Consider the following 13,643-nt stretch of genomic DNA (forward strand, 5'->3'; position numbering starts at 1 on the left):
CAAACTAAACCGTCGTGCCGGTACAGTTCTGGTGGTAGTGCGCAGCCCGTACAGGACTGCTGGTGTGATGTGCGGCGAGGTGCCGCGTGGCGCTAGCTGGTGTGTTCGCTGCTGGTGCGTGCGAACGATGCCGCCAGGCTCGCGAACCGTTCCAGGCTCTGGCGGGCGAGGTCGTTGTCTCGGTGGGCCAGCCAGGACCAGGCGACTCCGTTAAGTGTGTCGAGGACGAGTTCGGCGAGCACTCGCTCGTCCTGGGCGAAGTCCAGACGCGCCTCGTCCGCCAGGCGGGTGGTGTAGCCGGTGGCTTTCTCCAGGGAGGCGGCGTGCTCGTGCTGTGGCAGCTCCTGGAGTTCGGGGTCGCGCAGCGCGAAGCTGCCCAGGTCGAACAGGACCAACTGCGCGTCGGGGTCGGTCTCGATCTGTGACCAGAACGCCAGCAGCAAGGTGCGGATGTTCTCAAACGGGCTTGCATCGGGTGAAATATGCGGCCAGGCGGCCCCCAGGTCGATCTCGATGTCACTGGCCAGCAGGGCTGCGTACAGCTCCTTCTTGGAGTGGAAGCAGTAGTGAAACGCCCCGTGCGGCATCCCCGCCTCAGCGCAGATCGCACGGGTGCTCGCCGCAGCGATCCCGTCGCGCCTCATCACCCGCAGCGCGGCGGCCACCAACTGCTCTCGACGCTCGCCAGCGCTGATCTGTTTGCGCGGCGTACGCGCCTCTCCTCGATCGTCCATAGCCCCATCATACGCCTTGGGCACACGACGTGGCGAGTTGACCTAGGCGAGTGGCCAAGTTAGTGTGTTGGGAGACGTCACGCGGTGCCCGAACTCATGGCCGGGCTTCAGGCCGCACTCCGACCTCTGACCGGGTGCGCCCGCTCACAGCCAGCCACCAGGGGCGATGGACGGTTCGACCCGATAGATCGTGAACAGGAAGGCCCTTTCGATGACTCCTCCCAACGCCACCGGCACCCCTCGTATCCCCGGCCCTGCCGCCCTGCCGGTGGTGGGGAACCTGTTCGAGGTGCTGGGCGCTTCGCAGGAGACCTCAATCGAGTTCGCTGAGGACTATCACGCCAAGTACGGCGGCATGTTCGCCCTTGATGTGCCGGGCACGCGGCAGATCTTCGCCTCGGAACACGCGCTGGTGGCGGAGATGTGCTCCAGTCCGTTGTGGTCGAAGAAAGTCCATTACGCGATCGATCAGGTGCGCGACTTCGGTGGTGACGGGCTGTTCACCGCGTACAACGAGGAGCCGAACTGGGGGAAGGCGCACCGGTTGTTGATGCCGGCGTTCGGGACGATGGCGATGAAGGACTACTTTGGCCAGATGCTCGACATCGCCGAGCAGATGATGGTCCGCTGGGAGCGCTTCGGGCCAGACGTGGAGATCGACGTCGCCGAGGACATGACCCGGCTGACGCTGGACACGATCGCGCTGTGTGCGTTCGATGTGCGGTTCAACTCGTTCTACTCCGAGAACCATCACCCTTTCGTCGGTGCGATGGTGGGCGCGCTGACCGAGGCGGGGCTGCGCAGCGAGCGCCTACCGGGGGTGCAGCCGTTCATGGTCGGCACCAACCGCCGCTACCGCGAGGACATCGCCACCATGCGGCAGATCACCCAGGACATCGTCACGGCCCGCGCCGGTAGGCCTGTCGATCAGCGGCCTGATGACCTGCTGGAGCGGATGCTGTCGGCTGCGGACCCGCTCACCGGGGAGAAGCTGTCGGAGGAGAACGTCCAGTATCAGCTCGCGACCTTCCTCATCGCCGGGCATGAGACCACCTCCGGGCTGTTGTCCTTCGCGACCCACAAGCTGCTGACCCACCCCGATGTGCTCGCGAAGGCCCGCGAGGTGGTTGATGAGGTCTTGGGTGATCGGACCCCGGAGTTCGCTGACCTGGCCAAGTTGGGCTACATCGGGCAGGTTCTGCGTGAGACCCTGCGGCTGCATCCCACCGCTCCGGCGTTCGCGCTGTCCCCGAGTGAGGACACCACGCTGGGCGGATACGACATCGCCGCCGGAGAGAGCGTGATGGTGATGCTCCCGACCCTGCACACCGATCCGGCCGTGTGGCCCGAGCCGACGCGGTTCGACCCGGACCGGTTCTCCCCGGAACGGATGGATGAGATCCCCGAGTATGCGTGGATGCCGTTCGGCCACGGCGCACGGGCCTGCATCGGTCGTCCCTTCGCGTTGCAGGAGGCCACCTTGGTGCTGGCGATGATGCTCCAGCGCTTCGACATCGCCCTGACCGACCCCGGGTATGAGCTGAAGATCGCCGAGTCGCTGACGATCAAGCCCAAGAACCTCACCATCCACGCCGCCAACCGCCTCAGCCACACCCAGCTCCGCACCGACGCCACAGCACCCGCGTCCGCCCCTGCTCCTGCTCCTGCTCGGAAGGCGTCCGCCGCCGCGACACCACCGGCGGATGCGCACGGCACGCCGATGCTGGTGCTTTACGGCTCCAACGGGGGCAGCAGTGAGGGCTTGGCCCGCACCATCGCCGGCGATGGGGCCGCCCGTGGCTGGCACACCCGAGTGGCCTCCCTCGATGAGGCCACCGCGGACCTGCCCACGGCCGGGCCGGTCGTCATCGTGACCTCCTCCTACAACGGCACCCCACCCGACAATGCGAAGCGCTTCGTCGACTGGCTCACCACCACCGGCCCGGACCTGAGCGGTGTTGAATACCTGGTGCTGGGCTGCGGGAGCCTGGACTGGGCCGCCACCTACCAGCGCGTCCCCACCCTCATCGACGACGCCATGACTGCTGCCGGGGCCACGAGGATTCGTGAACGCGGTGCCACCGATGCCCGCACCGACTTCTTCGGCGACTGGGAACGCTGGTACCAGCCGTTGTGGCCCGAACTGTCCGAGCACTACCAGATCGAGGACACCGCCCCGACAGGCCCCCGCTACCGGATCGCCTCCACCAGCCAGCCCGCCGCCCATCGTGAGGAGGCCACCGCGATCGTGCTGGAGAACCGCGAGCTAGTCCGCGGCGACTCGCCCCGCTCCAAGCGGCACCTCGAACTCCGCCTGCCCGAGGGCATGACGTATCGCACCGGCGACTACCTCTCGGTGCTGCCGCAGAACCACCCCGAACTCGTCACCCGCATGCTCACCCGCCTGGCACTGCCAGGCGACGAGTTGGTGACCATCGACTCCGACGCCCCCAGCGGACGCATCCCCGTCGGAGTGCCGGTGCGGGTCGATGACCTGCTGACCCGCCACGTCGACCTGACCGCCCCAGCCACGCAGGGGGTACTCGCCTCGCTCGCCGAGACGACACGCTGCCCTCCCGAGCGCGCAGAACTCGAAAAGCTGGCCTCCCCTGAACAGGCGGACACCATCAGGCAGCGCCGGTTCTCACTGCTGGACCTGCTGGAGATGTTCGCCTCCTGCGAGGTCGACCTGGCCTGGGTGATCGAACGACTCCCCGCCCCCAGGGCACGGCAGTACTCGATCAGCTCCGCCGCCGAAACCCAGACCGAAGTAGCACTGACCGTCTCAGTCATCGAGGGCCCCGCACTCTCGGGGACGGGCACCTACCGAGGCGCGGCCTCCAGCTACCTTCAGCGCGTCCAGCCCGGCGACCGGCTCACCGTCACCCTCGCTTCGCCGACCGAGCACTTCCGGCCCCCAGCCCAGAACTCGATCCCGGCGATCATGATCGCCGCTGGCTCCGGCATCGCCCCGTTCCGCGGCTTCATCAACGCTCGTCATGCTCGCGCCACCGGCGGCGAACCGGCGGGTGAGACGGTGCTGTTCTTCGGCTGCCAGCACCCCGACTGGGACGACCTCTACGCCGAAGAGTTCGCCACCTACGAGGCTGCCGGGACGCTGCGCGTGCACCGGGCATACTCACGCAAGCCCGACGGCGAGGTCCGCTACGTCCAGCACCGGCTCTGGGCCGAACGAGACAGCATCCTCGACCTCATCGAGCAGGGCGCGCACGTGTATGTGTGCGGTGACGTCACCGGCATGGGGCCAGCGGTCGAGGAGACCCTGACCCGGATCGGCCAGGACGTCCACGGACCCAACTGGCTCACCGAACTCAGCCAGACCGGGCGATACGCCACTGACCTCTTCTGAGCCACTCACATGAGACTGCGGGCTCAGACGACTGACAGTTCCTTTCGAGAACTCAGACTCTCGGAGCTGAGTTCTCGTCACGTCGCACGCTTCGGAAGTGGTGCACGCGGACCTCACGCCGATTCGCGTGTTGCTCCTGATCGTGGAGGTAAGCCATAGGCGCGCGCGAGGCTGTGAGGAGACTCCATCTCGAACTCGACAACGGCGCGGATTGGTCGCACTCGCTAGCAGAGAACCGAGATGTTCCCGGAGGGATGACGGCTCTCGAACTTGTCCGGACGCTCGCGTCGAGTCGAGCGCTCTTTCGCCATGCGCAGATCATGAATGTGATGGAAGGCAGTACTCGGATCGAGACTGCCAACGGCGACTATATGCTGAGGGCCGGGATGTCGATCGCCCTAGGGGCAGACAGATGGTGCCGGATCAAGCCACAAGGCCGGGTGCGCATCTGGTCGATCTATGCAGATGAGCAGTTTCTTCGCATGCAGATGTCTTGGTTTCTTCCTCATCGCGAACGTGTTCACAGTGGGCTGCACCCCTGCGAATGGGATGGTACGGCAATAGTGTTGACTCCGGGGACTGCCGCCCTACGCAAGGTCGAGCCGCTGTGGCGTCAGATGAGCATCCTGAATGATGGTACCCATGCGCCAGAAGTAGCTGCGATCCACACCATTGAGCTGTTCGCTCGCTGGGTTTCCGGTGTTCTTCCTGTCTTCCTGGACGCTAGCATGTCACCGCAACCCATTCGCCCGTTGTGGCGGCCGATCGCTGGACGGCTGACCCGGCCACCCTCAGCTGGCCATGTCACCAAAGCGATTGACCTTCTGCGCGCTCGACTGGCGGAACCTTGGACTGTGAACTCTCTGGCAAACGAGGTCGCTGTGTCGCGCACCCATCTCACGCGTCTCTTTACGGCACACGCCGGCGCGCCTCCGATGCGGTTTCTTGCTGAGATTCGATTAACGGAGTTCACACGCTTAATCGAAGAAACAGATGTGCCTATAAGCGCGGCCGCCCGGCAAGTGGGGTGGGTGGATTCTCGCATCGCCTCCGCTCGATTCCGACGTCGATTCGGCGTATCCCCATCCGAGTTTCGGGAGACACCTCACCCGGCCGCGACCTAGGGACGTCCTGCGGGCAGCTCCAGCCGACGCACCTCCGCGCAGCGTGGCGTGATGCGTCATTCGTGCCCCGTCATGCGCGATGTGTACCGCAGTCGTGACAACTGCTGGACAGTCTGCCTCGACGTAGGTAGTCCGGAATAGACACGTCGGGTTCTTCAAGATGCCTGACGGTCACAGTCTCGATTCCTTGTCCGTCTCGTCTTCCTGATCCTCCCGACGCACCTCACGGTCGTAGGGCCACCCAGCGAGGGGTGGTCTCCGGATGGGAGGGAGGTCTGGCGATGGTGAAGGTAGGCGACGCTCGCGGGGCGCACGATCTGATCGAGCGGCGGGCCTCATCGGTCGCTGCGGTCTTCTCCCGGCTCGGCGGGGACGTGCCGCTACCGCTGGTCGCGCACGAGCTAGCCCGACACGGCGTGCCGGTGTTCCCGTGCGCGCCCGGCGGGAAGCGCCCGATTCCCGATCGAGGTTTCCACGAGGCAACCAACGATGTGAGACAGGTGGAGGCGTGGTGGCGGCATCGGCCTCATGCGAATCTCGCCATCCCGACTGGCGCAGCCTCGGGTGTCGTCGTCGTCGACGTCGATGTACACAAGGTCAACGGGTATCCCGCATTCAGACGCGCTACACGCGCCGGGCTGCTGCCGGAGCCGTTGGCGGTCGTTACCACGCCGACCGGCGGCAGGCATCTGTACTACCCAACGGACGCCGAACGTGAGCAGCGATCGTGGCAGGCGGGCCGGGCGGGTATCGACTTTCGGGGCGACGGCGGCTACATCATCGTGCCGCCCTCGCAGCGCCCCATCGACGGTCGCCGGGTGCCGTATCGGGTCGAGAGCATGGCGACGCGCCCTGTCGCGCTACTAGACGCGCAGCAGTTGCGTGACTTCCTCGACCCGCGCCCGAAATACGCGCCCGCGCCGGAACCGCCGGGCGGCTGGCCGCTGGACGTTGCCCGGCTCGCCTCGCAGGTAGCTCGCAAACCCGAGGGCGAACGCAACCTCGGGTTGTTCAAGGCCGCGTGCCGCATGGCTGAGCACGGACACTCACCCCGCGACGCGCTCAACGCGCTCGGCCCAGCAGCGGGCCAGTCCGGGCTGGGAGAGCACGAGATCACCCGGACAGTCGGCTCGGCGTATCGCCACGTCAGCACCTACGGGCCGCGCCGTCGCGCCCCGGTACGTCAGACGGGTTCCGGGTTCGCCCACACCGAGCCGCCTGTCTCGGTGAGTGGTCGGAGGCTGTGATGAGCGTGCGGCAACCGGCATGGGGTTGGGCGGTGGTGACCGCCGCGACCGGCACCGTGCTGATCGGTATCGGCGCGTTCTGGCTCTCGTTCATGGCGCTGGCCGATCTCGCGGCCCGGTCGGGTATCGCGCCGGGGCAGGCGTGGATCTGGCCCTTGCTCGTGGACGGCCTGATCGTAGTCTCCACCATCGCGGTTGTCGCACTCGATGGTCGCCGGGGTGCCTGGTATCCGTGGGCGTTGCTGATCTGCGGAGCACTCGTGTCGGTTGCTGCAAACGCGCTGCACGCGATCGTCGCCGCCGACGCCAGCGTGCCCGCCATGCTCGCCGCAACGGTCGCGGCCGTGCCGCCGCTGGTACTGCTCGCCAGCACGCACCTCACCGTCGTCCTCACACGCTCGACCACCGCGCCACCGAGCACGGCGCAGGCACCGCCCGAGCTATCCGCCGCGACCGAACCCATGGCCGCGATCGAGTCCGAAGCAGACCCGGAGGCCGAGCTGGTGCTGGGGCGGCGTGAGCGTGCCACTCGGCTGCGGGAGGCCGGCTGGTCGAACAAGGCCATCGCCGACGAGCTCGGCGTCCATGCCTCGACGGTGGGCCGCTGGTTTACCCCGCCGGTCAAGGAGCCGGAAACCACAACAGAGATGGAGACAACACCATGAACATCGACCCGCGCGAGCAGGCGCATGCCTACGACGACTGGCACGTCGAGGATGTGCCTGAACCGGAGATGCCGGAAGACCGCAGCGAGGTTCGGCAGGTGCCCGAGGCGGTCGCCGCTGCCGACGTGACCAAGCGCAAGGACACCACGGTCGAGACCCCCGCGACTGACGAGATGACCGGTGCAGCTGAGGCGGCAGAGGTCGAGCAGAAACTCGAGGAACACCGGGCGCGCGGTATCGAGTGGGTGCGGCCCACCGATCTCATCGCCCGTAACACGGCGTCGCTGGCCGGGCGGGGCATCGACATGGAAGTCGAGATGTCACGCAAGGCCCGCGAACCACTCGTGGCCGGGCTGCGGAACCTCAGCGACCGGGCCAGGCGGCTGTCGCCGCTGACGGCGTTCGGGCACGGTGCCCGGCACCACGCGCCGACGAGGGCCGCGGTCGGGAAGTCGTGAAGTGGTGAGTAGCGATGATTCGACAGCGAACGCCCGACCGCCCCCGACCTGTTGGGCATGGGAGCGCACCTGGCTGGCAGGAGGTGCCTACCATGACAACTCGCACAACCGAGCACGTACCGGAGGATTTCACTCGCAGCGAGGGCTTGCGTGCCCTGCTGAACCGACTGCACGAGGGCGGCCCTGGCGCTTGGCAGTGCGATCCGGTGGCCGCCGACCTGATGGCCTACGCCGCCGACAAGTACGGGGCGCTGGCCCGCAAGCACGGCCTCGACCCGTGGGAGGCAGCCAGTGCCGCGTTCGATGTGATGCGCACCAAGGCCGCCCGCACCGCGAACGATCCGTGGGGCGTGGTGACCCACGCGGTTCGCATCACCTGCATCGCCGAGGAACGCGGGCAGGGCCTGCTCTGTTCGGTGCATCAAGCCCGGCGTCCGCACATCTCCGCGTTCCACGACGCCGAGCGGCTGTCAGATCGAGAGAACCCGCTCACGGACTACCACACGGCGTTCCACGTTACCGACCCAGACCCGACTGGCACGGACGAACCGGCAAGCACGACGGCGTGCTGCTCGACAGACTCGGCGGTCGAAGACGCCATCGCACTGTTCACGCTGCTGGGCTGGCCCCCGCATGTCGCCCGCGCCGGGGTCGAGCACATCTGCCAGGCGCTTGCCCGGGCGGGCAGCCGCCAGAGCGCCTATGAAGCGCTGCGCCGCGACAAGCACGCCCGCGCCCTGCTCGACGTGAACAGCACCGCGTGGACAGCGCTGCTGAAGGCACTGCTCGGGCACCCCAGCCCGGCCTACGCCGCGACCGCTGCCGGGCGCGGCATCTTGCTCAGGCTGCTGATCGGCGAGAGCCTGCGCGCGCTGCTGCGCGACGACGATCTCGTGCTGATGATCTCGCTCGCGGCCCCAAAACGTGGGGGCCGGTCATGAGCAGGCATACCGGGCACATCGAACTCAACCGCACCGTCGAGTCCATCGTCGTCGGCAACCGACACCGCACTGACTTGGGTGACCTGACCGCGTTGGCCGAGTCCATCGCCCGCGACGGCCTCCTGCAACCGCTGACGGTCACCATCGACGGGGTGCTGGTGTGCGGTGCGAGGCGGCTGGCCGCAATCAAGATGCTCGGCTGGCGCACGGTGAGCGTGTGGGTGCGCTCGGGCATCTCGGGCAGGCTCGGTCACCTGCTGGCCGAGCAAGACGACAACATGCTCCACAAAGACCTCACCCCGGTCGAGGCGGCTGCGCTCTACCGCGAGCTGAAGACCCTCATGGCCGAGGATGCCGCGCGCAGGCAGGCCGCGACACGGTTCAGCGCGGAGAACCAGCCCGGAAAGGACGGTGCGGGAAAGTTTCCCGCACCGTCCGAACCTGTGGGCCGTGCCAGCGAGCAAGCCGCCGCGATGATTCCCGGCGGCGCGTCGTACAAGACGCTCGACAAGATCGACTACCTGCGGCAAGTCACCGACGACCCCGACCTGCCCGCCACGGTGCGCGGCGACGCCGCTGCCGAACTCGAACGCATCGACGCCGGTGCCCCGGTGCATCCCGGCTTCGAGCGCATCCGCGCCGCCGTCACCGAGACCGCAAGCGAGACCACCGACCTGGAGGCACTCGCACGAGAGGCCGTCGCCCGCGCGCAGGCGGCACAGACCAAGCCTGCGCCGGTCACCTTCGCGGGCGCGGCCGAGCCTGCACGGTGGCCGGTGCGCGCGTTCGTCGCCACCTGGAGCGAGCTTGCCGACTGGTGGACGCACTACGACGCCGAGGTGCTGGCGAACGAACTCAGCGATGAGCAGATCGCCTCGTTCCTGGCGACCGCTGACGGCACCAGCACGTTCGCCGACGACCTGCGCACGGCGCGGCAGGCGTTGAGCAATCCGCGCAGGCACCTCCGGGCGCTCTGACCCTCGTCGGGTGCGCGGACGGCGCACCTGGGGGTCATGAAGACGACTCCCGATGATCCCGCCCGCACCCGCCGCCGACTGATCTCCTTTGTCTGCGCCGGCGTCGCGTTCCTCGTCCTGGCTGCGATCGGCGTCTACGGGCTGGTGACCGGCCCGAACGACGACGGCACCCGACCCGAAGCACCGGCAGCGCCTGCGCCCACCGACCCGACCCGGCCGACTCCGCGCCTGCCCTACATCGCCCCGTCGACCGACCCCGACGAGTTCGCGCGCGAGGCCGCGCACGTGCTGTTCACCTGGGATACCACCAGCGGGTTCCTGCCGCTGGATTACACCGCCGTGCTGCTGGACGTGGGCGACCCGACCGGGAACGAGCAGGCGGGCCTGGCCTCTGACATCGCCTCCTACCTGCCGTCGCGTGACGCCTGGGTCGATCTGCGCCAGTACAGCACGAGCCAGCACCTGACCATCACCGAAGCCTACGTGCCCGAGCAGTGGGCACAAGCGGTCGAACAAGCCCGGCCCGGACAACTCCCGGTCGGGGCGACCGCCATCACGATCGAGGGCACCCGGCACCGCGAGGGCATCTGGAACGACGAACCCGTGACCTCCGAGCACTCGGTGGCGTTCACGATCTTCCTCGCCTGCCCGCCCGACGACCCGCCGACCGGCAGCCAAAGCGAGACCAGCACGCCCGATGCGGGTGTCGTGCCGTCCTGCTACCTGCTGCGCCTGTCGATTCTCGACCAGCCACTGCGCTGAGACGGAGGCCATGACGATGAAGAAAGCAGTCATCGCCCTCGCCCTTCTGCTCCTGCTCGGCCCATTCATGGGCCTGCTGGGTATCGGCGTGCTGATGAACCCCTCCGCGAACGCCGAGTGCACCATCGACGGCTCCGGCATCACCGTAGGGAACATCCCCGACTCGTTGACCGCGACCACCGCGAACGGCGAGACCATCACGCTCAACCGGCAGCAACTCACGCACGCGGCCACCATCATCGAGATCGGTTCCGGCATCGACGGGGTGGGGCGCGACGGCATCCAGATCGCGCTCATGGCCGCACTGACCGAATCCAGCCTGCGGATGCTGTCGAACACCTCCGCCTACCCCGAGAGCGCCGACTACCCGAACGATGGCAATGGCTCAGACCACGACTCACTCGGCCTGTTCCAGATGCGCCCGCAGTCGGGGTGGGGAACGGTCGCCGACCTCATGGACTCCACGTATCAAGCGCGGGCGTTCTACGGCGGGCCGGACGGCCCCAACTACCCGAGTCCGCGTGGCCTGCTCGACATTCCTGGCTGGCAGCAGATGGGCAAGGGCGAGGCGGCACAGGCTGTCGAGGTCTCAGCCCACCCGGACAGGTACAACAACTACGAGCCGGTCGCGGCCACCATCCTCAGTGCCCTCACCGGCTCCGGCGGCCCGACCACCGCGACTGGCCCCTACCTGGTGACGACTAGACAAGTCACGGAGTCTTCGCGCGTGGTGTTCCCGCTGCCCGAGGGCACCTGGGTCGTCACCAGCGAGTTCGGGTATCGCAGCGACCCATTCACCGGCGAGACCTCCTATCACTCCGGTCTCGACCTCGGCGCAGCTGACGGCACCCCCATCCTGGCCGCCGCTGACGGCACAGTGACTGTGGCTGAGTTCTCAGGCGGTTACGGCGGTCTCATCATCATCGAGCACACCATCAGCGGGCAGACCGTCGCCACCGCCTACGCGCATATGTGGCAGCACGGCATCCACGTCTCGGTCGGAGATCACGTGCGCGCGGGCCAGCACATCGGCGATGTCGGGTCGAGTGGACGTAGCACCGGAGCACATCTGCACTTCGAGGTTCGACCCGGCGGCACCAACGGCGAACAGATCGACCCGGCAGCATGGCTGAACCAGCACAACGCCGCCGACCTCCCCGAAGCCTCAGTCGGGCCTCCCCACGGTTGCGCGGGCACCAACGGTATCGCCGGTGACCCGGCTCCATTCGACGGCGACGACCCGAGCCGGATGGTCGATGACCCGACGTCGACCGGGCAGATCACTGCCCGGATGCTGCACCTGTATGAGCAGACTCTCGCCCAGTTCCCCGACACGGGCTGGGGCTGCTACTCGCCCCGGCCCGGCACGCAGTCAGAGCATCCCCTGGGCAGGGCGTGTGATCTGACGTTCGGCAACGCGATCGGCCAGTATCCGGCCAGCGAGCAACTCGACTACGGCTGGCAGGTCACCGAGTGGATGCAGACCCACGCCGAAGCTCTCGGTGTCGAGTACCTGATCTGGCAGGGCAAGATCTGGTCGCTCTCGCGCGACTCCGAGGGCTGGCGTTCCTACAACGGCGGCGGGATGCACGACCCCGACAACGTGACGGGTGGGCACTACGACCACCTGCACGTCACGGTGAAGTAGCGGGGGTGCGTCATGGATGTATTTCCCGACTTCGATGGACTGGCCGGTATCGACGATCTACGGGAGGTCGTCGGGGCGCTGCTGATGTTCGCGCTCGTGATCGCGGTGCTGATGCTGATCGTCTCGGCGATCATCTGGGCGGTCTCATCGAGCACCGGCAACTATGCCGCCGCCGCCAAGGGCCGCGTCGGAGTGCTGGTCTCCCTCGGAGGCGCAGTCCTTGCCGGTGCCGGTGTCGCGTGGATGAACTGGCTGATTGGCATCGGCCAGCAACTCTGACGACTCCGGCTTCTTCTGAGCGCCCGCCCCTCTCTGGGGCGGGCGCTTTCGTGTGCGTGGCAGCGGAGAGCACCTGACGGCAGAACCATCCGTCCTCTCACAAAGGAGAACTGCCGTGATCGACATCGACCCCAACTCCAGTGGCTTGCCGGGTATCGACCAGCTGCGCATCATCGTCGGCGCAGTCATGACCGTGGGCTTGATCCTGTCGGTCCTGGCGTTGATTGTCTCGGCGATCATCTGGGCCTACGGGTCCAACTCTTCCAACCCGCATCTGGCCGGTCGCGGCAAGATCGGCGTCTTGATCTCGTGCGGTGCCGCCGTCGTCTGTGGCGCGTCGGTCACGCTCATCAACTTCTTCTGGGGCGTCGGCCAAGCCGTCTGACCCGCCCATCTACTCCGAACCACTAGGAGGCTCGTGATGGGCGTGTGCGATATCCCCGTCATCTCCACCGTCTGCGACGTCGCCGGTGAAGCCGCAGCGACGCTGATCTCGGCACCATTCGACTGGCTCGCCAGTGCGATGGGCGCGGCAGCCGCCTGGATGTTTGAGGCTGTCTGGACGGTCTTCGACACGACCACGATGGTCGACGTCACCAGCGGCGAGTACTTAGGCGTCTACAACCTGATCTTCGGAATCGCCGTGTTCGTCATGCTGCTGTTCTTCTGTCTACAGCTCATCACGGGCATGATTCGCCGAGAACCCGCCGCCCTCTCCCGAGCGGCCCTCGGGCTGGCCAAGAGCGTCCTCGGCTCCTTCGTGGTGATCACCCTCACGGCCCTACTGCTAGAGATTGTTGACCAACTCTCGGTCGGCATCATCCAAGCCGCTGGCGAAACCACAGCCACGATGGGCGACAAGATCGCGATCCTCGTCGCCGGATTGACCGCGCTGAACGTGGGGGCACCCGGTGTCGGTGCGATCTTGACCATCTTCCTCGCGGCCTTGGCCATCGCAGCCGCTGCGATCGTCTGGCTGAGCCTGCTAGTCCGCAAGGCGCTCCTACTGGTCGCGGTGGTCTTGGCCCCGTTCGCGTTCTCCGGCGCCTCCTGGGATGCCACGCGCGGCTGGATCTCCAAGTGGGCGATGTTCGTCGTCGCGCTCATCCTCTCCAAGCTCGTACTCGTCGTGATTCTGCTGGTCGCAGTGACCCAGGTGTCGGCCCCGATCGACGGCGATTTGTCGAGTATCGCCGACCCCCTCGCCGGGGTCGTGCTGATGGCGCTGGCCGGGTTCGCGCCGTACATGACATACCGCTTCCTGTCGTTCATCGGGTTCGACCTCTACAACTCGATGGGCACCGAGCAGGAAGCCAAGAGCGCGCTCAACCGGCCCCGCCGCCCCCGTTGCTACCTGCGCTGCTGGACTTGTCGCCGCCTCCCTTGCTGCCCTCGTCGAGCACCTTCTTCGGCTCGCCCCCTTGTGGCTTGCCCGGCG

13 protein-coding genes are annotated in these 13,643 nt (G+C 67.1%); 12 read left to right on the forward strand and 1 reads right to left on the reverse strand.

The annotated features are described in order from the left end of the window. Nucleotides 1-92 precede the first annotated feature (92 nt). The gene (locus AX744_RS08625; RefSeq protein ID WP_061016341.1) at nt 93-734 is read right to left on the reverse strand and encodes a TetR/AcrR family transcriptional regulator; all 642 of its coding nucleotides are present in this window, start codon (nt 732-734) and stop codon (nt 93-95) included. Between the two features lie 211 nt (nt 735-945). Here AX744_RS08625 and AX744_RS08630 point away from each other — a divergent pair, with 211 nt between their 5' ends. From AX744_RS08630 to AX744_RS08680, 12 genes are all read left to right on the forward strand, one after another. Continuing rightward, entirely contained in the window at nt 946-4,104 is a 3,159-nt protein-coding gene (locus AX744_RS08630; RefSeq protein ID WP_061016343.1) for a bifunctional cytochrome P450/NADPH--P450 reductase, read from the forward strand. A 254-nt stretch (nt 4,105-4,358) separates the two neighbouring features. After that, nucleotides 4,359-5,228: a helix-turn-helix domain-containing protein gene (locus tag AX744_RS19975; protein WP_080695013.1), complete on the forward strand. Its 870-nt coding sequence runs from the start codon at nt 4,359-4,361 to the stop codon at nt 5,226-5,228. Nucleotides 5,229-5,509: 281 nt separating this feature from the next. Next, nucleotides 5,510-6,475 carry a bifunctional DNA primase/polymerase gene (locus tag AX744_RS08635; protein WP_052001291.1) on the forward strand — a complete coding sequence of 322 codons (966 nt, stop codon included), beginning with the start codon at nt 5,510-5,512 and terminating at the stop codon, nt 6,473-6,475. After that, entirely contained in the window at nt 6,475-7,140 is a 666-nt protein-coding gene (locus AX744_RS08640; RefSeq protein ID WP_052001293.1) for a DUF2637 domain-containing protein, read from the forward strand. Before AX744_RS08635 ends, AX744_RS08640 begins: the two co-directional genes overlap by 1 nt. Further along, nucleotides 7,137-7,598 carry a hypothetical protein gene (locus AX744_RS08645; RefSeq protein ID WP_052001295.1) on the forward strand — a complete coding sequence of 154 codons (462 nt, stop codon included), beginning with the start codon at nt 7,137-7,139 and terminating at the stop codon, nt 7,596-7,598. Before AX744_RS08640 ends, AX744_RS08645 begins: the two co-directional genes overlap by 4 nt. 92 nt (nt 7,599-7,690) lie before the next feature. Next, nucleotides 7,691-8,539: a hypothetical protein gene (locus AX744_RS08650; protein ID WP_036340978.1), complete on the forward strand. Its 849-nt coding sequence runs from the start codon at nt 7,691-7,693 to the stop codon at nt 8,537-8,539. Then, nucleotides 8,536-9,516 (forward strand): ParB N-terminal domain-containing protein, encoded by a 981-nt coding sequence (locus AX744_RS08655; RefSeq protein WP_058630943.1) that lies wholly within the window; start codon nt 8,536-8,538, stop codon nt 9,514-9,516. The genes AX744_RS08650 and AX744_RS08655 overlap by 4 nt, the downstream gene beginning before the upstream one ends. A 36-nt stretch (nt 9,517-9,552) precedes the next feature. Then, nucleotides 9,553-10,278, forward strand: coding sequence for a hypothetical protein (locus tag AX744_RS08660; RefSeq protein ID WP_036340984.1), 726 nt, complete (start codon nt 9,553-9,555; stop codon nt 10,276-10,278). 16 nt (nt 10,279-10,294) lie between these two features. Then, nucleotides 10,295-11,926 (forward strand): M23 family metallopeptidase, encoded by a 1,632-nt coding sequence (locus AX744_RS08665; protein WP_231728765.1) that lies wholly within the window; start codon nt 10,295-10,297, stop codon nt 11,924-11,926. Between the two features lie 12 nt (nt 11,927-11,938). Next, entirely contained in the window at nt 11,939-12,205 is a 267-nt protein-coding gene (locus AX744_RS08670; RefSeq protein ID WP_036340989.1) for a DUF6112 family protein, read from the forward strand. Between the two features lie 115 nt (nt 12,206-12,320). Further along, complete coding sequence (locus AX744_RS08675) at nt 12,321-12,590, forward strand: DUF6112 family protein (RefSeq protein WP_052001297.1); 270 nt, start codon at nt 12,321-12,323, stop codon at nt 12,588-12,590. A gap of 36 nt (nt 12,591-12,626) precedes the next feature. After that, on the forward strand, nt 12,627-13,643 hold a 1,017-nt coding region (locus AX744_RS08680), incomplete at its 3' end, for a hypothetical protein (RefSeq protein ID WP_231728766.1).

This window comes from Microbacterium sp. CCH5-D1 (genome assembly GCF_001557335.1).
GTDB classification, from domain to species: Bacteria; Actinomycetota; Actinomycetes; order Actinomycetales; family Microbacteriaceae; genus Microbacterium; species Microbacterium oxydans.

Bases quoted from the DNA above. Each gene is read 5' to 3' on its own strand.
- AX744_RS08670 (WP_036340989.1), top strand. From the start codon at position 11,939: ATGGATGTATTTCCCGACTTCGATGGACTGGCCGGTATCGACGATCTA.
- AX744_RS08625 (WP_061016341.1), bottom strand. From the start codon at position 734: ATGGACGATCGAGGAGAGGCGCGTACGCCGCGCAAACAGATCAGCGCT.
- AX744_RS08665 (WP_231728765.1), top strand. From the start codon at position 10,295: ATGAAGAAAGCAGTCATCGCCCTCGCCCTTCTGCTCCTGCTCGGCCCA.
- AX744_RS08660 (WP_036340984.1), top strand. From the start codon at position 9,553: ATGAAGACGACTCCCGATGATCCCGCCCGCACCCGCCGCCGACTGATC.
- AX744_RS08645 (WP_052001295.1), top strand. From the start codon at position 7,137: ATGAACATCGACCCGCGCGAGCAGGCGCATGCCTACGACGACTGGCAC.
- AX744_RS08630 (WP_061016343.1), top strand. From the start codon at position 946: ATGACTCCTCCCAACGCCACCGGCACCCCTCGTATCCCCGGCCCTGCC.
- AX744_RS08650 (WP_036340978.1), top strand. From the start codon at position 7,691: ATGACAACTCGCACAACCGAGCACGTACCGGAGGATTTCACTCGCAGC.
- AX744_RS08655 (WP_058630943.1), top strand. From the start codon at position 8,536: ATGAGCAGGCATACCGGGCACATCGAACTCAACCGCACCGTCGAGTCC.
- AX744_RS08640 (WP_052001293.1), top strand. From the start codon at position 6,475: ATGAGCGTGCGGCAACCGGCATGGGGTTGGGCGGTGGTGACCGCCGCG.
- AX744_RS08635 (WP_052001291.1), top strand. From the start codon at position 5,510: ATGGTGAAGGTAGGCGACGCTCGCGGGGCGCACGATCTGATCGAGCGG.
- AX744_RS19975 (WP_080695013.1), top strand. From the start codon at position 4,359: ATGACGGCTCTCGAACTTGTCCGGACGCTCGCGTCGAGTCGAGCGCTC.